This is a genomic window from Natrinema zhouii (assembly GCF_013456555.2).
In the GTDB taxonomy this organism is placed as follows: domain Archaea; phylum Halobacteriota; class Halobacteria; order Halobacteriales; family Natrialbaceae; genus Natrinema; species Natrinema zhouii.
The window spans coordinates 3,151,433-3,172,879 of sequence record NZ_CP059154.1 but is presented as its reverse complement, the minus strand read 5'-3'; the positions used below and the strand labels follow the sequence as shown (position 1 = coordinate 3,172,879).

21 protein-coding genes are annotated in these 21,447 nt (G+C 65.1%); 20 read left to right on the top strand and 1 reads right to left on the bottom strand.

Features of this window, described 5'->3' with window-relative positions; all coding sequences use genetic code 11:
• Nucleotides 1-15: 15 nt before the first annotated feature.
• The 15 genes from cobJ to HYG81_RS34455 all read left to right on the top strand — a co-directional run bounded on the left by cobJ (nucleotide 16) and on the right by HYG81_RS34455 (nucleotide 12,760).
• On the top strand, nucleotides 16-1,062 hold the full coding sequence (cobJ, locus tag HYG81_RS34525; protein WP_180840692.1) for a precorrin-3B C(17)-methyltransferase: 1,047 nt from the start codon (nucleotides 16-18) through the stop codon (nucleotides 1,060-1,062).
• 38 nt (nucleotides 1,063-1,100) lie between these two features.
• Nucleotides 1,101-1,367, top strand: coding sequence for a ferredoxin (locus HYG81_RS34520; RefSeq protein ID WP_180840691.1), 267 nt, complete (start codon nucleotides 1,101-1,103; stop codon nucleotides 1,365-1,367).
• Nucleotides 1,364-2,080, top strand: a complete 717-nt coding sequence (locus HYG81_RS34515; RefSeq protein WP_180840690.1) for a cobalamin biosynthesis protein — start codon at nucleotides 1,364-1,366, stop codon at nucleotides 2,078-2,080. The genes HYG81_RS34520 and HYG81_RS34515 overlap by 4 nt, the downstream gene beginning before the upstream one ends.
• Nucleotides 2,081-2,094: 14 nt before the next feature.
• Complete coding sequence (locus HYG81_RS34510; RefSeq protein WP_180840689.1) at nucleotides 2,095-3,327, top strand: CbiX/SirB N-terminal domain-containing protein; 1,233 nt, start codon at nucleotides 2,095-2,097, stop codon at nucleotides 3,325-3,327.
• Between the two features lie 71 nt (nucleotides 3,328-3,398).
• On the top strand, nucleotides 3,399-3,770 hold the full coding sequence (locus tag HYG81_RS34505) for a DUF3209 family protein (protein ID WP_180840688.1): 372 nt from the start codon (nucleotides 3,399-3,401) through the stop codon (nucleotides 3,768-3,770).
• Between the two features lie 2 nt (nucleotides 3,771-3,772).
• On the top strand, nucleotides 3,773-5,062 hold the full coding sequence (locus HYG81_RS34500; protein WP_180840687.1) for an outer membrane protein assembly factor BamB family protein: 1,290 nt from the start codon (nucleotides 3,773-3,775) through the stop codon (nucleotides 5,060-5,062).
• A 110-nt stretch (nucleotides 5,063-5,172) separates the two neighbouring features.
• Nucleotides 5,173-6,288, top strand: coding sequence for a hypothetical protein (locus HYG81_RS34495; protein WP_180840686.1), 1,116 nt, complete (start codon nucleotides 5,173-5,175; stop codon nucleotides 6,286-6,288).
• Entirely contained in the window at nucleotides 6,285-6,806 is a 522-nt protein-coding gene (locus tag HYG81_RS34490) for a hypothetical protein (RefSeq protein ID WP_180840685.1), read from the top strand. Before HYG81_RS34495 ends, HYG81_RS34490 begins: the two co-directional genes overlap by 4 nt.
• 44 nt (nucleotides 6,807-6,850) lie before the next feature.
• Nucleotides 6,851-7,795 (top strand): hypothetical protein, encoded by a 945-nt coding sequence (locus HYG81_RS34485; protein ID WP_226375968.1) that lies wholly within the window; start codon nucleotides 6,851-6,853, stop codon nucleotides 7,793-7,795.
• A 90-nt stretch (nucleotides 7,796-7,885) separates the two neighbouring features.
• The gene (locus HYG81_RS34480; protein ID WP_180840684.1) at nucleotides 7,886-8,761 is read left to right on the top strand and encodes a hypothetical protein; all 876 of its coding nucleotides are present in this window, start codon (nucleotides 7,886-7,888) and stop codon (nucleotides 8,759-8,761) included.
• Between the two features lie 109 nt (nucleotides 8,762-8,870).
• Nucleotides 8,871-9,335, top strand: coding sequence for a hypothetical protein (locus HYG81_RS34475; RefSeq protein WP_180840683.1), 465 nt, complete (start codon nucleotides 8,871-8,873; stop codon nucleotides 9,333-9,335).
• 151 nt (nucleotides 9,336-9,486) lie between these two features.
• Nucleotides 9,487-10,407, top strand: coding sequence for an ABC transporter substrate-binding protein (locus tag HYG81_RS34470; RefSeq protein WP_180840682.1), 921 nt, complete (start codon nucleotides 9,487-9,489; stop codon nucleotides 10,405-10,407).
• Between the two features lie 39 nt (nucleotides 10,408-10,446).
• Nucleotides 10,447-11,118, top strand: coding sequence for an ABC transporter permease (locus tag HYG81_RS34465; RefSeq protein ID WP_180840681.1), 672 nt, complete (start codon nucleotides 10,447-10,449; stop codon nucleotides 11,116-11,118).
• Nucleotides 11,119-11,152: 34 nt separating this feature from the next.
• A complete protein-coding gene (locus HYG81_RS34460) occupies nucleotides 11,153-11,962 on the top strand; it encodes an ABC transporter ATP-binding protein (RefSeq protein WP_180840680.1) in 810 nt (269 codons plus the stop codon).
• A gap of 69 nt (nucleotides 11,963-12,031) precedes the next feature.
• Nucleotides 12,032-12,760: a TOBE domain-containing protein gene (locus HYG81_RS34455; protein ID WP_180840679.1), complete on the top strand. Its 729-nt coding sequence runs from the start codon at nucleotides 12,032-12,034 to the stop codon at nucleotides 12,758-12,760.
• Between the two features lie 53 nt (nucleotides 12,761-12,813).
• Here HYG81_RS34455 and HYG81_RS34450 read toward each other — a convergent pair whose 3' ends face one another.
• Nucleotides 12,814-13,479 carry an HD domain-containing protein gene (locus tag HYG81_RS34450; RefSeq protein ID WP_180840678.1) on the bottom strand — a complete coding sequence of 222 codons (666 nt, stop codon included), beginning with the start codon at nucleotides 13,477-13,479 and terminating at the stop codon, nucleotides 12,814-12,816.
• A 138-nt stretch (nucleotides 13,480-13,617) separates the two neighbouring features.
• On the opposite strand from HYG81_RS34450, the gene HYG81_RS34445 reads away from it, so the two are divergent.
• The 5 genes from HYG81_RS34445 to acs (HYG81_RS34425) all read left to right on the top strand — a co-directional run bounded on the left by HYG81_RS34445 (nucleotide 13,618) and on the right by acs (HYG81_RS34425) (nucleotide 21,416).
• Nucleotides 13,618-14,061 carry a universal stress protein gene (locus HYG81_RS34445; RefSeq protein WP_180840677.1) on the top strand — a complete coding sequence of 148 codons (444 nt, stop codon included), beginning with the start codon at nucleotides 13,618-13,620 and terminating at the stop codon, nucleotides 14,059-14,061.
• 101 nt (nucleotides 14,062-14,162) lie between these two features.
• Nucleotides 14,163-14,663 carry a universal stress protein gene (locus tag HYG81_RS34440; protein ID WP_180840676.1) on the top strand — a complete coding sequence of 167 codons (501 nt, stop codon included), beginning with the start codon at nucleotides 14,163-14,165 and terminating at the stop codon, nucleotides 14,661-14,663.
• A gap of 104 nt (nucleotides 14,664-14,767) precedes the next feature.
• Nucleotides 14,768-16,819 (top strand): acetate--CoA ligase, encoded by a 2,052-nt coding sequence (gene acs / locus HYG81_RS34435; RefSeq protein WP_180840675.1) that lies wholly within the window; start codon nucleotides 14,768-14,770, stop codon nucleotides 16,817-16,819.
• 133 nt (nucleotides 16,820-16,952) lie between these two features.
• Nucleotides 16,953-19,160: a bacterio-opsin activator domain-containing protein gene (locus tag HYG81_RS34430; RefSeq protein ID WP_180840674.1), complete on the top strand. Its 2,208-nt coding sequence runs from the start codon at nucleotides 16,953-16,955 to the stop codon at nucleotides 19,158-19,160.
• A 279-nt stretch (nucleotides 19,161-19,439) separates the two neighbouring features.
• The gene (gene acs, locus HYG81_RS34425) at nucleotides 19,440-21,416 is read left to right on the top strand and encodes an acetate--CoA ligase (RefSeq protein ID WP_180840673.1); all 1,977 of its coding nucleotides are present in this window, start codon (nucleotides 19,440-19,442) and stop codon (nucleotides 21,414-21,416) included.
• Nucleotides 21,417-21,447 lie beyond the last annotated feature (31 nt).

The following is a 21,447-nucleotide window of genomic DNA, read 5'->3' as shown; positions in this document are numbered from 1 at the left end:
TCACAACACACAATCATGAGTACGGACACCAACGCGGACGCCGACGACGAATCGACTTCCAACTGCGGTGCCTCGAGCACGGAGAGCACCAGTAGCGAGGCGAGCACCGATACCTCGAGTTCGAAATGCGGTGCCTCGAGTAGTACCGACGACTCGAGCGGCTCCAAATGCGGAGCGTCCTCGAGTTCCGGTTCCTCGTCTTCGTCCTCGAGTAGCTGCGGTGCCTCGAGTTCGGACGACGGCTCGAACGAGAAGGAGGTCGGCTCCACGGTCGAGGACTTCGACGCCGAACCGGGCCAGCTGAGCGCCGTCGGCCTCGGTCCCGGCCACCCGGAGGGGATGACCGACCGCGCGAAGACGGCGCTGCTCGAGGCCGACCACATCGTCGGCTACACGACGTACATCGACCTCATTCCGGACGAGATCACCGCGGAAGCCGACGAACTGTACGACACGCCGATGTGCGGCGAAGTGTCGCGAACGGAGGAGGCCATCGACCGCGCGCTGGCGGGCCACGACGTCGCCATCGTCGGTAGCGGCGACCCCAACGTCTACGCGCTCGGCGGACTCGCGCTCGAGATCCTCGAGTCCAAGGGCGCGACGGCGTCGATGGTCGACTTCGAGGCCGTGCCGGGCGTCCCGGCGGCCCAGTCCTGTGCGGCCCGACTGGGCGCGCCGCTGGTCAACGACACCGTCTCGATCTCGCTGTCGGATCACCTCGTCCCGATGCCGGAGATCGAGTCGCGACTCCACTCCGCGGCCAAGGAGAGCTTCACGATCACGATCTACAACCCGTGGAGCCGCAAGCGCCGAGAGAACTTCGAGAAAGCCTGCGAGATCCTGCTGGCCCACCGCGACGAGGACACGCCGGTCGGCATCGTCCACGGCGCCGGCCGCGACGACGAGCAGGTGATGATCACCGAACTCGGCGAACTCGAGGAGCTCGGCGAGAGCGAGATCGTCGACATGACGACGACGATCGTCGTCGGCAACGAGGACACCTACGTCTGGGACGACCGGATGGTGACCCCGCGGGGCTACGAGACGAAGTACGACTACTGAGCGCTTCGACCGAAATCCGATCCAGACGAAATTCACCAATGTCACGATACGAAGTCACCATCGAGAAGGACGCCTGCGACGGCATCTTCGCCTGCCTGACTCGCGACCCGCGATTCGTCGAGGGCGAAGACGGCCTCGCGACGATCGATCCCGGCGCGGATCCGGTCTACGACTGCGAGGGCGAGGTCACTGACAACGCCGAGCGCGTCGTCGCGACGTTCGACGACGACCGAATCGACGAGGCCCGGCAGGCGGCCGCGGCCTGTCCCACGGACGCGATCATCGTCGAGGAGGTGGGCGAATGAGCGACGCGGAATCCGCGATCGAAATCGAGGTCCCATCCGATCCGCTCGCGGGTCACGCCGCGACGGCGTACTTCTGGGGCCACGTCGCTGGAAGCGGGGACGTTTCCGATGACGGCATCGAGGTCGTCACCAACGACGAGGCATCCGCGGAAGTGCTCGCTGCGATCTCGGGCGGCGACCTCGAGCACGACACGACCAGCCGCGACTACGCACACGACACCTCGATCACGCGAACCGAAGACGAGTACACGCTCTCGATCGGCGGGGATGAGGGAGCCAGCACCGACGATGCCGGCCTGCTCGGGCGCAGCGGTGCGCTCGGCCTGCCCGTCGATGGCCGCGGCAACTATCGCTTTGGGGCCTTTGCGAGCTACGACCGGGAACTGCTTCGGGGCCTCCTCGAGGGCTGTGGCACCATCTGTTTCAAGTCCTCGAGCGGCACCGTCGGCATCTCCTTCGTCCACGACGATCGGGAGTTGCTCGAACTCGCGCGGGACTTGATTGCGGAATGTCCGGTTACCGCGCCGATGGGCGACCTCTCGGAAACCTCGTCGGGCGGCTACTGGTTCGGCGTCGACGACGACGCCGCGCCCGCCTTCGGCGCGTGGCTCTACGAGAACTGCGAGGAAACCGGCCTGTTCGCGCCGAGTCGCCGCCGCAAACTCGAGCGGAGCCTCGAGCAGGCGTCGGCGTACGACGGCGGCGAGACATAGTATAACGACAATCGATGAGCACTCCTGACCAGACCACACCCGCGGCCGCGGCCGGATTCGACGACGAGGCCGTCCTCCTGATCGGTCACGGCTCCCGGCGCGAGAAGTCGAACGAACAGGTCCGCGAACTGGCCGCCACCCTCGAGTCCCGGTTGGGGCTCCCGGTCGATGCCGCGTTCCTCGAGCTCGCGGAGCCGGCGATCGACGAGGCCTTCGCATCGCTCGCGCCGGTCGCGTCGCAGGTCACCGTCGTCCACTGCTCGCTGTTCGCCGCGAGCCACGTCAAGAACGACGTGCCGCTCGCGATCGAACAGGCACGAGCCGACCACGACCTCGAGATCAACAACGGCGCACATCTGGGAGTTCATCCCGCAATTCTGGATCTGCTGGACGACCGCGCAGCCGAGGTCGAAGCGGAACTGGGCGTCGACCGCGAGCACGACGACGTCGCCGTCGTCGTCTGTGGCCGCGGCTCGAGCGATCCGGACGCCAACGGCGACGTGCACAAGCTGGCTCGCCTCCTCTACGAGGGCCGCGAGTTCGACCGCGTTGAGGCCTCCTTTATCGGCGTGACGGAGCCGACGCTCGAGGAGAGCCTCCACGGGCTCTCGAAGCACCGGCCCGACGCGGTCGTCGTCCTGCCGTACATGCTCGGCGACGGCGTCCTCACCCAGCGAGTCCGGGACTGGACGGCCGACTTCGATGCGGACTACCCCTACGTCGACGCGCTGGCCGGCGATCCCCTCGGAACGGACTCCCGGCTACTTGACGTCTTCGCCGATCGCTGGCAGGAGGCCCGAACTGAGAGCGTCGAGATGTCCTGTGACACGTGCAAGTACAAGGTCGATCTCGAGGGGTACGAGGAGGACATCGGCGGGGCTCGAGCCATGCTGCGCGCACTGGCTCATCAGGAGGCCCACGCCGATCGGGACGACATCGACGAGGAGCCCGACAGCCACGATGCGCCCGAAAAGCACGTCGCGGTCTGTACCAACCAGACCTGTGCGAAGATGGGGTCGCCGGCGGTCCTCGAGCGCCTGCGCCAGGAAGTTCGGGACTCTGACCACCGCGACGCCCGCATCACGCGGTCGTCCTGTCTCGGACGGTGCGGCGACGGGCCGATGGTCGCGGTCTACCCGGACGGGATCTGGTACGGCGGCGTCGAGGACGCTGACGCCGAACGGATCGTCGGCGACCACCTCGACCGGGACCGCATCGTGAGCGACCTCGTCGATCAGACGCTGTAACGACTGCGAACGGAGCGATCACGAATCGGGACGAAACCACGACCACAATCACGGAACACTACCATTCAACCATGAGCTGCTACGAAATCGAAGCGCTACGACTCGGACTGATGACCGTCCTCGGCGTCGGGGACGACAGCACCCGCGATCACGCGGAGAAAGAACTCGAGGGCCACCTCGAGGGACCCATCCAGGGCCTCGCGGAGGCGGACAGCCTCGCGGAGATCGAACGCCACCTCGACGCTGCGCTGGTCGACCTCGAGGAGGAGGTTGCATCGATGGACAGCGACGATCCGGAGTTCGACTACACTCGGGGCCGGCTGCTGGCGGTCCGCGACGCCGAGCGGGCGGTCCAGCGGCTGAGCGCGCAGGGTGAGAGCATCGTGGACGGGCTGGGCGACGCCCACGACACCCTCCACGAGACGTTCCCGGTCGAGGAGTGACGATGAGCGAAACTGTACCCGAAGCCGAACGCACGGTGGAGTTCCGCAGGGTTCCGCTCGGCGAGATCGAGACGGCCCGCAGCCGCCACATGTGGACCCGATCCGCGGTCCACGTTGCGGAGGACGGAGACCTCGTCGTCACGGGGACGTGGGACGGGACCGTCACCGCCCGCGACGTCGACTCGCTCGAGACTCGGTGGTCCGTCGATCATCCGGATCACGCGGTCGGGATCGCGTCGCTGGAGGCCGCTGCCGATGATAGCGCAGACACGATCATCGTCGCCGGACGCGGCGAAACGGGAACGATCGCGGCCTATGACGCCGGGACGGGCGACCAGCGCTGGCGGTACGACACCGCTGACGACGTCGGCGAGGCGGTCAAGGACACCGTCTTCTATCTTCCCTATGTAGTCGCGCTCGAGACCGGAACCGACGCCGACGGCAACGGCCGGCTGTACGCCGCCGCGCGACGCTACGAGCGCGACGGCGAGACCCGACGGTGGCACAGCACGGTCTACGCCTTCGACGCCGACGGGACGGTCCAATGGACGTACGAGACCGACGCCTCGCCGATCGCGATCGATATCGACGCCGACGGCGAGCGCCTCGCGGTCGGCTACAACCGTTGCATGGGCGAGCACGACACCGGGCTCGTCGTCCTCGGAACCGAATCGGGCGACCTCGAGTGGACCTGGGACCCCGGAACGGACGGCGACCGACGCGTCGGCGACGTTTCCGTCGACGGAGAGTCGATCGCCGTCTCGAGTCACGGGGACAAACGCGGTTACCTGCTGGGTCCCGGCGGTGCCGAGCGCTGGCACGTCGACCTCGCCGTCGAGACCGAGATCGACGGCGAGACGCTGTACGCGTACCCGAACCATGCCTACGCGAACGACGGCCGAGTGGCGTTCGTGACCGGCAATACGTACGCGGTCGAGAGCCGCGAAACCGAGAGCCGACACCCGAACGAACACCGCGTCGCCGCGTTCGACGCCGACGGGGACCTCGTCTGGGACGACGAGGTCCGCGGCTTCGTTCACGGTCTGGCTGCCGACGGCGAGCGGCTCGTCGCCCCCTGCGCACAGAACTTTCGGGTCCGCGATCCCGACACCCACGCCGTTCGCTGGTTCGGCCTCAAGTCCGGCGCGGATGGACTCGAGCACCTCGACGGAATCGCGACGGCAGCCGCCGTCGATGGTGGCACGGTCACCGCCATCGAGGAACCCGTCGAGTACCACGACGAAGGCGAGACGCGCGGCGAGTACGCGCTTCGCGTCGGTTCGCTCGAGTAACGCAGTCTATCAGTTCGGCCGTCAGCAGGATTTTCTGCCGCAGTACGGCGGACAGTCGCATACGCAAGGCCAATCCCCACAACGCTCTCTCTCGTCTCTGTTTCCGTATAATGACCGAGGATCTCGCATCCGACGGCGCCGAGGAACGTTCGGATCTCGACGGAGCCGAACAGGCCTCGAGCCGTCCCGACGAAGCCGAATCGACGGCAGGATCGCCACGCCGAGTGCTGACTGACGGTGGGCAGGCGGAGATGGAGGAGTCCGAAGACGAGCAAGACGACGACTCGAGCGAGGCAGACGCCGAAGCGGAGGACGACGGTGACGACGCAGCGTCCGAGTCAGAAGACGACTCGGAGGCCGAGGAAGAGTCCGGAGACGAAGGGGACGATGCGGAAGAGGCCGAAGACGAAGGTGCGGAGACGGAGTCAGAAGACGCGGAAGAAGCCGAAGACGAAGCGGAGACGGAGGACGAAGCGGAAAGTGAGGACGAAGCGGAAACAGAGGACGAGGCAGAAACCGAGGACGAATCGGAGACTGAAGACGAGTCGGCGGAGGAACCGGAGATCGAAGCCGAAAGTGAGGGCGAGGATGCGGGGGAAGACGAGAGCGAGACGGACGAAGACGAGGACCACGTCGAGAGTGCCGACGACGTCTACCAGGGCGACGACGCGTCGGGCGTCCTTCACCTCGACCTCGACGGACTGTTCCTCGATCTGCTCGGACTCGAGGTCAATCTCGATCCGGTGACGCTGGACGTTTCGGCGCGACCGGGCGGGAACAACCTGCTGGGTAATCTGCTGTCGGCGGTGACGGGGCTGCTGGACGGCCCCGGTGCGATGATCGACAAGGCGAAATCGATGCTGAGCAAGCCGATCGAGTTCGTCAAAAACCTGCTGAACAAGCCCGTCGAAAAGCTCACGGGGCTCTTCGGCGGGGACGAGGAAGCGAGCGAGGCGGACGCCGAGGAGGAAGAGGCGTCCGAAAGCGAAGACGAATCCCCCGGTCCGCTTTCGTCGGCGGTACAGCGTCTGAAGGACGGGGTTATGGGGGCAGCGAGCTGGGTGAGAGAGAAGCTAGCCGAACTCGCTCCGAGCCTCCCAACTGAGGAGCTCGTCTCGGCAGTCGTTAGCGCGATGCTCGAACAGCTACTCGAGCAACTCGAGCCGGATCAGGACGAAGAGGGCAGTGGACAGGCGGAGCCGTCACAGGCGGAGGCCGCATCATGAGCGACGACTCACTCACACAACGGGTCGATACCGAGAAGATCACCGAGAACATCGACGTCGACGAACTGGTCGACGGAACGCAGTGGGAAGACGAGATCGACGGGGACAAACCGCTCGGGGAGGCGCTGGGCGGACAGCTCGGCGCGATCGTCGGGCGGGCGATCGGCGAATCCCTCGGGCGGACGATCGGGAACATGGTCGTCGACGAACTCCTCAGTTCCGGCGATGGAGCGGATGAAACGGACGAGGAGTCCGACGAAGAAAGCGCCGAAGACGGCGAGGAAGACGATGAAGCAGACGACGAGTCTGCAGACGAAAGCGCCGAAGACGGCGATGCGTCCGACGACGAAGACGACGCGGACGAAGAGGATGCAGAAGAGACCGATGCCGAGAGTGACGACGAGAGCGCCGAGGACGACGCCGACGAGAGCGAGGCGCAAGGCGACGACGAATCGGACGCGGCGGACGAGGAATCGGCGGACGACGAATCGGAACAGACGGACGAAGACGAGGAATAAGACCGTGATTCAGGGAACGCACTCGCTCCGCGAACCGACTCGAGGTGGTCGCTGTGAGTAACGAGTCAGGACTGAAGAGTATGGTCGCCGACGAGGTCAGCAACCAGATCGACGTCGCCGATATGCTCGGTGACGGCAGTCTCGAGGACAACATCGACGGCGGCGAGGTCGGCGCTGCGGTCGGTCGCGAGTTCGGCGAACGGTTCGGGCGCGAAGTCGGCGCGGCCATCGGTCGGGAGGTCCACGAGACGATCGCCGCGGGCGTCGACGAAGGAAAGGAACTCGATGAGATTCGAACGGATCTCTCGACGGCAATCAAGGACGCCCTCCGCGAGTCGGTCGCGAACGTAGAGGGCCGCGACTCGCTCGAGTCGATGGCCAAGGGCGTGACCGACGGCAGCAGTCTCGAGGGACTCCTCGACGGCGTCGGAAGCGACGAAAGCGACGACACCGACGAGGACGAATCCGAGAGCGAGGAACAGACGGAATCCGAGGGCGAGGAGCAGACGGACGAAACGGACGCACAGGAGGACGGAACTGAAAGCGACGAAACGAGCACCACGGAGTCGATCAAAGAGGCCGCCGATACGGCCAAAGAATCGGTCGAAGGAGCTGCTAGCAAAGCCACAGAGACAGTCAGCGGCGGGAGCGAGGACGACGAAGAGACGGGCGACGAAGCTGCCGAATCGGCTGATGAAGCCGACGAGACGGCTGACGAAAGCGAAGAATCGACCGACGAAGCCGAGCCGTCCGAAGCGGGCGAGGATGAGCCGTCCATAGAGGACCTCGAGGACCTCCGGAAGGACACGCTCGAGGACTTCCTCGGCGTGATGTCCTACAGCGATCTGCAGTCGGTCGCGAAGGACGTCGGCGTGAAGGCGAACCTCAGCCGAGAGGAGATGACCGACGAGATCATCGAGACGGTGACGGATGAGGAGTCGGACTCCGACTCGGACGAGGAGTCGGAAACGGAAGCGGAAGCCGAGTGACGGCTGCCGGGGACGAGACGATCGACTGCACTCCGTCGCTCCCGATCTGACTATCGCACACGACAAAGCGGTGCGACCTGAAAGCCACAGATGAGCGACTCACAACTCCACGATCGAGTGCACGAGGTACTGGACGAAGCCGACGCGTTCAGCGGGTCGATCGTTTCCGACGGTGACTCGGATAGCGAGGACGACTCGAGCGATGAGAGCGAGTCGACCGGACGGGACCTGCTCGAGACCGCCCGGGAGGCGAGCGACCTCCTCGAGTCGGCCGACCCCAACGAACTGCTCGCGGCGATCGGACTGGACACGCTCGAAGACGGCTCCGAACCGGATTCGATCCCGGAGGCTATCGCTCGCGGCGAGCAGGAGAACCTCGAGAATCTCCAGCGATTGCTCCACCTCGCGAACCTCGCCGACCGGGCTGACGACGATAGCTTTGAAGGGGCTGTCGATGATCTTCAAGAAATGATGAGTGAACGGGCCGAATCCGATACCGAAGAAGCGGAGGAAGCGGAGAGCAAAGCAGACGAGGAGACACCGGACGACGAATCGACGGCTACCGAGGACGAGGCGGCCAAATCGGAAGCGGACGAGACAGCTGACGATCTCGGAGACCGCCTCCGATCGTCGATGGAATCCTCGTTCGAGCAGTTCGGCGACGACGTCCAGCAGCTCAAAGACCGCCTCGAGTCGGCGAGTGCCGGAAGCGCCGGTACCGAGGAGGCCGACGAAACCGACGAGACGACCGACGACGAGGCCACCGACGAAGTGACAGCCGATGACGCGGCGGACGAGGAGGACACCGATGACGACGGGCTCCTGGGATCGGGTCTCGGTAGTGACGAGGATCATGGAACGGCGTCAGGCGGCCCCAGCCGCCACTCGACGATGGCACCGCCACCGTCCAAACGGGCGGATATGCGCAAGACGACGCGGCACTCGACGATGCCGGACAAGCACTAAGAGCGCGGATTCAGTTCACTCGCTCGGGTCCTGCTTGAGGTGGGACCGGTGAACAGCACAGGCGATATCCCGCTGAAGCCTTATCCTGCTGCTCGCTGACGGCCCGTGTATGACGAGACACATCAGCGAAACGCAGGTCCGCCACTGGCTGGACGACACGGCCATCCGAAACGTGACTCCCCACACCGACGAGGATACCGAATTCAATTTCCAGGTCGAACTCTCGAAGCTACCGGTCCACGTCGTCAAGGAGACCGAGTTCGGCCCGATTCGGATCGTCGGCCGGAGCGGGTTCGACACCGACCGGGCCCAGAACCTGCTCCGTGACGATCAGCGGCGCAGCGAGTTGCTCGAGTACGTCGGGCCGATGCTGGCGGCGACGCCCGGGTTCTACACGTTCCTCGATGAGGACGGCGTCTCCTGCCAGTTGCGCGAGGCGGAGACGGTTCAGGTGGAGTATCGGGTCTATCCGGACGGCGCTTCTCAGCAGGCGCTGATGGACGGGATCATGTCGATCGCGACGAGCATGCGCTACGTTCGGAACGTCGTAGTAGCGGTGGCGCAGTCCGACTAGTTCCGACCGAGCGTCGGTCGGGTCGGTCGCCTCGCGTAACCAATTACGGTCACGTTTTCACCCGTATCGAGCTCGAGAGCAGCATCGATAACCACTGTTGGGTTCCCTGAGCGGTACGTTTATATTGTTGTGTTCCATCGTTGTTCCGTATATGGAATATCGACGACGAGAGCTACTCGGGGCCAGTGCGGCGGGGATCGCCGCCGCCGTCGGCGGCTGTCTCGGGTCCGGAGACGACGGCGAGGGATCGGTCGCCGGCGAGGAACTCGCGCTCGCGACGACGACGAGCACGTACGATACGGGACTGCTCGACGAGATTAACGCCGCGTTCCAGGAGCGGTTCGGAACGCCCGTCGCGGCCAACGCCCAGGGAACCGGTGCCGCGATCGAGTCTGCTCGCAACGGTAACGCCGACGTGATTCTGGTCCACGCGCGCTCACTCGAGGACGAGTTCATGCGAGAGGGACACGGAGTCAACCGGCGGAGCCTGATGTTCAACGACTTCGTGATCGTCGGGCCGAGCGACGACCCGGCGGGCGTCGGCGACACCGAGCAGGCGACTGCGGCCTTCGAGGCCGTCGCGAGCGCGCAAGCGCAGTTCGTTTCGCGCGGTGACGACTCGGGCACGCACACGAAAGAGTTAGCTATCTGGGACGAATCGGGTGCTGAGCCCGGCGGTGAGTGGTACCAGGAACTCGGGAGCGGCATGGGAGAGACGCTAAACAACGCGAGCGAGTCGGGTTCGTACACGCTCGCCGATCGGGGGACGTTCCTTTCGATGCAGGATAACGTCGACCTCGAGATCCTGCTACAGGGACCGATCGAGGGCGGACCGGAGCTGCTCGCGAACCCCTACGGAATCATGGCGGCCAATCCGGAAATTCACTCGAACGTCAACTACGACCTCGCGATGGCCTACATCGGCTTTTTCACGAGTCCGGAGGGGCAGGAACTCGTCGGGGACTACACGGCGAACGGCGAACAGCTGTTCTACCCCGAGGCCCTGTCGGAGGACCCGAACTTCCAGCAGTACGTCCCGGAGGGATGGCAACCGGACTCGAGCGAGGAGTGATCGGCAGGTCCACTACCCAGACGAAACGACCCACTACCGATGCCATTCGAGTCCCTCGCCGAACCGAACTATCTCCGGAGCATCATCCAGGTCTCGCTGACGGTCAGCCTGACCGCCATCCTGTTGAGTACCCTCCTCAGTCTGCCGATCGCCTTCGTCGTCGGCTTCGCGGACTTCCGCGGGAAGCGGGTGATCACGGCCGTCATCAACACGGGGATGGGCTTTCCGAGCGTCGTCGTCGGACTGCTCGTTCTGATGGCCCTCTCGAACAGCGGCCCGCTCGGCGCGCTTGAGCTCGTTTACACGCCCGAAGCCATGATCATCTCCCAATGCGTCCTCGCCGCGCCGGTGATCACCGGCGTCGCCCTGTCGGCCATCGAGAGCGTCGACGACGCCGTCCGAGATGCGGCCTACGGTGTCGGCGGGACCCGAGCCGACGTCGCGCTGATCACTCTCAAGGAGGCGCGCTACGGCGTCGTGACCGGGATTCTCGCCGGCTTCGGCCGCGCGATCAGCGAGGTCGGCTCGGTCCTGATCGTCGGCGGCAACATCGCCTACGCCGACGGGACGTCGAAAACCCGCACGATCACGACCGCGATCACGCTCGAGACGCGCCGCGGCGAGTTCGAGACGGCGCTGGTGCTCGGTGCGGTGTTGCTCGTCCTCGTCTTGCTCGTCAACGGAATCGTCCTGCGGCTCGGAGGTCGATAATGATTCGAGCGACTGCAATGGAGGCGGAGCAGCGATGAACCTCGAACTCGAGCACGCGTCCTACGGCGTCGACGAGACGGAGATCCTGACCGACGTCTCGCTCGCGGTTGAGTCGGGCGAGATCGTGACGATCATCGGCCCCTCGGGGGCCGGCAAGACGACGCTGTTGCGGCTGGCCGCGCTGTTCGAGCGGCCGACCGACGGTGCCGTTCGCTCCGACGGAACGGATCCGTGGTCCCTGTCTCGAGACGATCGGCTCGAGTTCCGTCGGCGGATCGGCATCGTCTTCCAGCAAGCGAGCCTGTTCGAGACCTCGGTGGCGCGCAACGTCGATATCGGCCAACGGGTTCGCCGGTCGTGGCCCCAGCGAGTGGGAGACTTCCTCGAGCGGCTCACGGCCCGCTGGATTCGCGCCTCGCCGACGGTCGACGACCGAACGCTCGGGGCCCTCGAACTCGTCGGCCTTCGGGACGCGTGGGACCGCGACGCGGGGTCGCTCTCCGGCGGTGAGGCCCAGCGGGTCTCCTTCGCTCGCGCGCTCGCGGCGGATCCCGACCTGCTGGTGCTCGACGAGCCGACCTCGGATCTCGATCCGCGGAACACGGCTATCCTCGAGCGCGCGATCGAACGCGCTCGCGAGCGCGATCACGGTGTCTTACTCGCGACCCACGACATGCACCAGGCCGAGCGGATCTCGGATCGCGTCGCCTTCCTGCTCGAGGGCGAACTGGTCGAGGTGGGTCCACCGGAGCGGATCTTCGACGATCCCCGCGACGAACGAACTGCTCGGTTCGTCAACGGCGACCTGTTGTACGATGAAAACGAACTTCTCGCCTCATTGTGAAGGGGTACTCGAGCGGATTCAGCTTCGGCTGCGATTCGATCGAAATCACCGCGTGACCCACCGATGACCATGGAAAAGGAATTCGACCCCTACCTGCGGATCGACGACGTCGCCGTCGATCGCAGCGACGTCGAGATGCTGCGCGCGATCGATGACCGCGGCTCGCTGTCGGGGGCAGCCGAGGCCCTCGAGCGATCCTATCCCCGCCTCCAGCAACGGGTGGTGGCGCTCGAGGAGGCAATCGGGCCGCTGGTCGAGCGGACCCGCGGCGGGGCCGACGGCGGCGGGAGTTCGCTGACATCGACGGCACGGGACCTGCTGGCGCGGTTCGATCGGCTCGTCGCGGCCTACGAGGGCGTCGCCCGCGTCGACGAGACGGTGCTCTCGGGGCGAGTGATCGATCGCGATGGTGAGCTGGCAACCGTCGAGACCGATGCAGGGGAGATTCTGGCAGTCGTTCCGGCTGCGGCTTCGACCGCGTCCGTGACGATCCGCTCCGACGCCGTGAGTCTCCACGCGCCCAGCGACGCGCCGCGAGCCGAGGGAACGAGCGTTCGAAATCGGTTCCGGGGGACCGTCTCGTGGCTCGAGGCCGGCGACGCCGTCGCTCGGGTGGGGATCGAGCTGGAAGCCAGGGAGGGCGTTGAGAACAGCACGGAACTCGTGGCACTGGTCACTCGCCGGAGCGTCGAGACGCTGGGGCTCGAGCCGGGCCGGTCGATCGTCGCCTCGGTGAAGGCGACGGCGGCGCGTGGTGTCGGGATCGAAGATCGCTCACAGAAGGGCACTGGCGACTGACGGTGCTTCGAACCCCCCTCGGCCATCTCTCTCGAGACTCACCGAAGCCCAAATTATCGCTCTCCCTCCACACCGATTTCGCTCTCGAACTGTGCGAAGAAATCGTCCATGAACTGTCGTCGCGAGTCGCCCAGGCACCGTCCCGGCGCGGTATACAACGCGTTCAGACGCTCCCGTGCCCACTCCTGAAGGAGCGTGATGTCGGGACTATCCGACGAATCCGTTCCGGACACCGATGCATCGTCGATGACCGCGTATTTTTCACCGGCTCTGCCCGAACGCTCGCCGACGATACAGGCCAGTCGAACGATACCGCGCGCTCCAGCAGCGTCTAACTTGTCCGCATCGAAGAGCAGTCGGGCCTCGAGCGTCTCCGGCTCCGGAGAACTTGCCCGAATACTGTGCGCCCGAATGCAGTGCGTAACTGCGTCGATTCGATCCGCCGTCACTCCGTCCGCCTCGAGAAGATCCGCGGCTTCGGCCGCGGCCCACTCGTCGTGATCATCGATCGCTCCCATTCTCTCCTGCGGGCGACCGATGTCGTGTAACCATGCCGCCGCGGAAAGGACGGCTCTATCGACCCTGCTCTCGCATTCCGCTGCTAACCGAATCGATACGTTTCTGACTCGGGCAGCGTGGAACAGATCGTGCGCCGGAAGGGCGTCTTCGTAGTAGGGCTTCGCCAACTCTCGAGCGCGGGAACCCAGTTCCTGCGACATTATAGAGGAGTGACTATTTGACGAGAAATAATCGTTCTGGAGCTTTCGGGTGACACTCGGACGGGGCGGTGGAACTACGTCCGAGGACGTTGCCCTGCGAGCCCCAATGCTTTCTCGAGGGGGCACGTACCGACGCCCATGTACGATTCCATTCTGGTCGCGACCGACGGGAGCGAGGCCGCGGCGACCGCGGTCGAGCACGCCATCGCACTCGCGGAGCGGTTCGACGCACCGCTGTACGGGATCGCTGTCGTCGACGAACGAACCGAGTACGACACCGGTATCGTCGATCCCGCGGAGGCCAAGCGACACCATCGAGAGCGAGCGTCGGGCTGGCTCGAGGAGCTGGAATCGACGGCGGACTCGGCCGGTGTTCCCGTCGAGACGGCCGTTCGCTCCGGCGTGCCGCACGAGGAGGTCCTCGACTACGCGGCCGAACTGAATGCGGGGGCGATCGTCCTCGGTTCCCGCGGCCGCTCGTCGTTCAAAGGGGCACTGCTCGGCAGCACCGTCGACAGGGTCGTCAGGATCACGGACCGGCCCGTGCTGGTCGTCGGCGACGGAGACGATGGGGGGCACTGAGGGGCCGGACAACGAGCCGTCGCGCGATACTGGTGGGAATTACGGATGAGTATGGCCGGAGAGGGAGAACATTTACCTCCGCTGTCGTATGAGCTAGCCGTATGTCACTACTCGTTCCGTTCGACGGATCGGAGTTGGCGACGAAAGCGCTCGAGCGAGCCGCCACGTTCGGCGAGTTGCTCGACGAAGAGCTCGTCGTTCTGACAGTTATTCCGAACGACGCCGAGTACGCACGGGACCGCGGCTGGATCACGCAGGGCGAGCCGTTCGATCCGGACGCGATCGCGACAGGAATGCAGACCCGCGCCACGGAGGTCACGCCGGAGGCGACCGTCCGGGTCGAGCGGGTCAGCTCCGACGAACCGACTGCGACGTCGACGACGAACGTCGTCCGCGAGATCCGACGGGTCGCCGGCGAGATCGAGGCATCGGTCGTCTTCATCGGCTCGGAGAATGCGGGCTCGGTCATCGCGCCTCAGTCGAGCGTCGGGAGCCCGGTCGCGAACGACCACCGGTACGACGTCTATGTCGTCCGCGAACCCGGCCACGAGGCCGATCCCGAGGAGATGGCCGATATCGATTCGACCCAGGACGATCTCTAACCGACGCGGGCAACGCTGCCTCGAATAGCGGGAGCTTGAACTGCTGATTGTCTTGGATTAGAAGGAACGTTTATTCCTCTGACCATCTACGGTTCGGACGATACATGGTCGAACGGAACGGGCCGGACCGAGATGCGTCCGCACCGACCGGCTCTCCCCATAGCCCTCCCCCCTCGTTCATCGAACAGGCGAACGTGACAGAGCCGGCACTCCACGAGACGTTCGAGCGGAACTGGCCGAACTGCTGGACGCGCGCGGCCGATCTCCTCTCGTGGGACGAGGAGTACGAGACCGTCCTCGAGGACGAGGATGCGCCCTTCTATCGCTGGTTCGCGGACGGCCGACTCAACGCATCCTATAACTGCCTAGATCGCCACCTCGAGTCGGGCCGAAAGAACCACGCCGCGATTCGCTGGGAGGGCAAGCGGGGCGAGCGTCGCACCTACACCTATCGGGATCTCTACGTCGAGGTCAACGAGTTCGCAGCGGCGTTGCGGGATCTCGGCGTCGAGGAAGACGACGTCGTGACGATCTACCTCCCGATGATTCCGGAGCTGCCGATCGCGATGTTGGCTTGTGCCCGGATCGGCGCGCCACACAGCGTCGTCTTCGCCGGCCTCTCGGCGGACGCGCTCGCGACGCGGATGGACGCCGCAGAGAGCGAATATCTCGTCACTTGCGACGGCTACTACCGCCGCGGAGACGCGTTCAACCAGAAGAGCAAGGCCGACAACGCCCGCATCGGGCTCGAGCAGGACGTCCAGACGGTCGTCGTCGACCGACTCGGCGACGACTTGCCGCACGTCCTCGGAGAGAACGAGTGTGACTACCACGACCTCCGCGAGACGTTCGCGGGGGAGACCGTCGAACCGGTCTCGCGGGACGCCGAGGATATGCTGTTCCTGATGTACACCTCGGGGACGACCGGCGAGCCGAAGGGTGTCGTCCACTCCACGGGTGGGTACCTCGCCCACGTCGCGTGGACGAGTCGAGCCGTGCTCGACGTCAAACCCGATGACACCTACTGGTGTGCGGCCGATATCGGCTGGATTACCGGCCACTCCTACATCGTCTACGGGCCGCTCGCGCTGGGGACGACGACGGTAATGTACGAGGGAACGCCGGATTACCCGGATCGGGATCGGCTCTGGGAGATCGTCGACCGAAACGCCGTGGACATCTTCTACACCGCGCCGACGGCGATCCGCGCGTTCATGAAGTGGGGAACGGACTACCCCTCCCGGTACGATCTCTCCTCGCTGCGCCTGCTCGGCACCGTCGGCGAGCCGATCAGCCCCCGCCCGTGGAACTGGTACCGCGAGCACATCGGCGGCGGGGACTGCCCGGTCGTCGACACCTGGTGGCAGACCGAGACCGGTGCGGTCACGATCTCGACGCTGCCGGGGATCGACGAGATGAAACCCGGCTCCGCGGGGCCGCCGCTGCCGGGGATCGACGTCCGGGTCGTCGACGAGGCCGGTGAGGAGGTCGAACCCGGTCAGACCGGTTACCTCACGATCGGCCGTCCGTGGCCGGGGATGGCCCGCACGCTGTACGACAACGACGATCGATTCGTCACGGAGTACTGGCGGCGATTCTCGGATCCCGACGCCGTCAACAGACAGTTGACGAGCCCTCACTCGACGGAGTCTCGTGAGGACGCTGACGACTGGCGCTACTTCAGCGGAGATACGGCTCGAGTCGACGAAGACGGCTACATCACCGTCCTCGGCAGAGTCGACGACGTGATCAACGTCTCCGGTCACCGGCTCGGCACCATGGAAATCGAGAGCGCAATCGCCGACGTCGACGGCGTCGCAGAGACCGCAGTCGTCGGCCGCTCGAGCGGGACCGGCGATACGGAAATTTACGCGTACGTCAGCACCGAGAGCGGACACGACTCCGACGCGGTGATACAGCGGTCGATCCTCGACAATATCGAGTCCGCGATCGGCCCGATCGCCCGGCCCGAAGCGGTGATCTTCACCCCGGAGCTTCCCAAGACGCGCTCGGGGAAGATAATGCGCCGCCTCCTCGAGGACGTTGCTAACGGCGAAGAGCTGGGCGATACGAGCGCGCTTCGCAATCCGGAGATCGTCGGCGAGATTCAGGCCGAGATCGCCGATGAGGGGAAAAGCAGCGAACCGACTCGATAGCGTTTCGCTCTTTCTACATTCCCGAAACGAACGTACTCCCCTTGAGCGACGCCGAATTCGGGCAACTGTCGATGTACCCGGTAAAGGCCGACACAATTATGTTCGTGTCTTCAGAAAGAGCGAACTAGAATCGATGAGTCTCAAGGGGACTGGGGAAGCGGTGCTTTCGCGACAGGAGTACGAATCGTTGCTCGAAGCGGCCGAAACCTACCGTGAGGCACTGGTTATTCGGCTTTGTGGGGATGTCGGACTTCGACCGGCAGAGTTGACGCGGCTCACGATCGACGACATCGAGCAGGTGCGAATCGATCCGCCGCGATATCTGATGCGGGTTCCGACCGACGACCGAGGGACCCGAACCGCGTATCTGCCGACCCGCGTCGAGCGCGAGCTCCGCCGATATGCCCGCAGTAATGACCTTCTCCCCACCGATCGTATTTTCGCCGTCACGCCTCGCCGACTGCAGATGCTGGTCTCGGACGTCGCCGATCGGGCGAACGAGCTCTTCGACGACCCCGCACTCGCCGACGTTTCGACGAGTGACCTCCGGCAGTACTTCGCCCATACTGCACTCGTCGACCACGACGTCAACCCTCGAGTCGTCAAGACCGCGGGCGGCTGGCGCAGTTTCGAGGCCCTCGAGTCCTATCTGCCCGAGCCGACGGACGCCGAGATCGTCGACGCCTTCGACGCCGTCGAGGGGCCGTCCGGGCCGCAGTCGGGCGATCCCCGCTCCGGTCCCGCGGTGAGCGACGACAGCGTCGTTCGCCTCCTGTTGGCCGCCAGCGACCGATACGCGCTCGTCCGCCTCGACGCGGACGGCTACGTCGAGCGCTGGAACCGCAGTGCGGCCGCGCTCTTCGGCTACCGGGCCGGCGAGATCGTCGGCACCCACGTCTCGACGTTCTACACGGACGACGCCGTCGAGGCGGGGGCTCCCGAACGAACGCTCTCGACCGCGCTCGAGGAGTCGGGCTGTGAGACCGACGGCTGGCGCGTCCACAAGGACGGCTCGCAGTTCCGGGCGACCGAAGTCGTCTCGCCGTTGCGAGACGATCAGGGGAATCACCGCGGCTTCGCCGTCTTCGTCCGTGACGGGACGGGCACGCACGAGGAACTCGAGGCCGTCCGCGAGCGCCGAGACGAACTCGACCGGCTGTACGCGGTCGCGCAGCGACACCGGGATGTGACGACGGCGTTGCTCGAGTCGACCGATCACGAGGAGGTCGAGACGACGACGTGTGCCGCACTCACCGACGGTCCAGTGTACGAATTCGCCTGGATCGACCGGGCCACCATCTCGGATCGCCGCCGGGAACGGCGCGCGTCCAGCGGGATCAACCCCGATGCGGTCGAGCGAGTCGTCCCCGATGAGTGGCGCGAGGACGAACTGGTTACCGGTCTCGAGCGGGCGGACTCGGACGACGCTCGGCCGACGGACGAAGTCGTCGTCGCGAACGACGTCACGGCGACGTTCGACGGCGACGACACGTTCGAAGGGGCCGTCGCGAGAGTGCCGCTAGCGTACGGCGACACCGTCTACGGGATGCTCTCGATCGCAGCCGACCGTCCGGGGGCCTTCGATACCGACGAACGCGAGTGGCTCACGATGATCGGCCGTCAGGTCGGCTACGCGATCGCTGCGATCCGCCGACGGAACCTCTTGCTGTCGGATCGGGTGATCGAACTCGAGGTCGCCTGTCGGGACGAGCGATCGTTCTTCGTCGACGCCTCGCGCCGGCTCGACTGCCGGTTCGAACTCGACTCATTAGTCCCAATCGACGAGTCGACGCAGCTCTACTACGTCCGCCTCGAGGGGGCCTCGCCGTCCGACGTCTTCGACCTCGCCGACGCTGCGTCCGGGATCGAGGACTGTCGGCTGGTCGAGACCGACGAGAACAGCTGGCGCGTCGAGTTCGTCATCAGGGGCTCCTGTCCGATCGTCACGTTAACCGAGTACGGCGTGACCGTCCACGCGGCGGTGTTCGAGGGAGGGTCCGCAACGATCACCGGAGATTGCGCGGCCGACGCCGACCTCCGGACGATACTCGACGGCCTCCGGTCGGTGTTTTCCGACTCCGAACTGATCGGGAAACGCGAAGCCGAACGGACCGTCCAGACGGCCCGCGAGTTCCGGGAAGGCCTCGAGGACCGGCTCACGGACCGGCAGGAGGCCGCGCTCCGCGCAGCGTACTTCGGCGGCTACTACGACTGGCCTCGGGAAAGCACGGCCGAGGAAGTCGCCGACGCGATGGGTGTCTCCTCACCGACGCTGCACAACCACCTTCGAAAGGGCCAACACGAGTTGCTTCGGACGTTCCTCGACGATCCGGACGGGTAACGGCTCCTGGTCGTAGTCGGCTGGTTCGAGCCTAAGTCTCTAGGTGGTCCGCTCGATTGCGCCGAGTTCGGAACGGACTATTCCGAGACGGCTCGATGCGCGCCGAGCGATACCCCGTCTCGCCACCGATTTTTCGGGCTCAGCGCGCGCACCGAGCGGGTATCACCTCCTAATACTGTCAATATATGCTAGGTCCCCCCCCCCCCTCGAGAATCGGGTCGATTTTGCACAACTAGAGGTGTGCTTTACTAAGTAGCTATTCAATTGAGTGGGTGTACCATGTCACAGGACAATGCCAATCTCGAGGCACGACTCGCCGAGCAGGAGGCGTTCGATCCGCCCGAGTCGTTCGTCGAGCAGGCAAACGTCACTGATCCAGAGATCTTCGACGAGTTCGAAGAGGACTGGCCGGGGTGTTGGGAGCGCGCAGCTGACCTTCTCTCGTGGGACGAGGAGTACGATACCGTTCTCGAGGACGGGAACGCACCGTTCTACGAGTGGTTCAACGGCGGTGAACTCAACGCATCGTACAACTGCCTCGACCGTCACGTTGAGGAAGGTCGTGGCGACAACGTTGCGATCGAGTGGGAAGGGGAACTCGGCGAGACGCGAACCTTCACCTACGAGGAACTGCTCGACGAGGTCGAGGACTTCGCCGCAACGTTGCGCGGCCTCGGCGTCGAAGAGGACGACATCGTCACGCTGTACATGCCGATGGTTCCGGAGCTGCCGATCGCGATGCTCGCGTGTGCCCGCATCGGTGCACCACACAGCGTCGTGTTCGCCGGCTTCTCGGCCGACGCGCTGGCGACTCGGATGAACTCGGCCGACAGCGAGTATCTCGTCACGTGCGACGGGTACTATCGACGCGGAGACGCGCTCGATCACATCTCGAAAACCAACGAGGGCCTCGAGGGTGTTGACCACGAGGTTTCCGACGTCATCGTCGTCGACCGACTGGGCGACGAACTCGAGCATGACCTCGCGGACAACCAGCACGATTACGACAAGCTGGTAGCCGAGTACGAGGGGTCGACGGTCGAACCGGTTTCGCGCGACGCCGAGGATATGCTGTTCCTGATGTACACGTCCGGAACGACCGGGCAGCCAAAGGGTGTCAAACACACTACCGGTGGCTACCTCGCGTACTCCGCCTGGACCAGCCACGCAGTGCTGGATATCGAGGCCGACGACACCTACTGGTGTTCGGCCGACATCGGCTGGATCACCGGTCACTCCTACATCGTCTACGGGCCGCTCGCACTCGGGACGACGAGCGTGATGTACGAGGGAACGCCGGATTATCCCGACAAGGACCGGCTGTGGGAGATCGTCGAGAAGAACGGAGTCGACATCTTCTACACCGCACCGACGGCCATCCGCGCGTTCATGAAGTGGGGCGAAGAGTACACGCAGAATCACGATCTGTCCTCGCTGCGCTTGCTCGGCACCGTCGGGGAGCCGATCAACCCGCGAGCGTGGAAGTGGTACTACAAGCACATCGGCAACGAGGAGTGTCCGATCGTCGACACCTGGTGGCAGACGGAAACCGGGGGGATGATGATCACGACACTGCCGGGAATCAACACCATGAAGCCCGGCTCCGCGGGGCCGCCGCTGCCGGGGATCGACGCTCGCGTCGTCGATACAGAGGGTGAGGAAGTCGAGGCCGGACAGGCCGGCTACGTCACGGTCGACAAACCGTGGCCCGGCATGCTTCGCACGCTGTACAACAACGACGAGCGGTTCCTCGAGGAGTACTGGCAGGAGTACTCCGACGAAGAGGCCGACGAGTGGGTCTACTTCCCCGAAGACGGCGCGAAGATCGACGAGGACGGCTACATCACCATCCTCGGCCGGGTCGACGACGTGATCAACGTCTCCGGCCACCGGCTGGGAACGATGGAGATCGAGTCGGCCGTCGTCAGCGTCGAAGGGATCGCCGAAGCCGCCGTCGTCGGCGGCGACCACGAGGTCAAAGGCGAGGCGGTCTACGTCTACGCCATCCCCGAAGACGGCTACGAGGGTAACGAAGAACTCGAGGACCGGGCCATGGAGGCCGTCCTCGACTCGATCGGACCCATCGCCAAGCCCGAGGAGATCGCCTTCACGCACGAACTGCCCAAGACGCGTTCGGGCAAGATCATGCGCCGGCTGTTAGAGGACATCGCGAGCGGCAACGAGCTCGGGAACACCTCGACGCTGCGCAACCCCGAGGTCGTCGACGAGATCGCAGAGCAAGTGTCGAAAGACTAACCACCACCCGATTTTCGGGCTAAAAAACGCG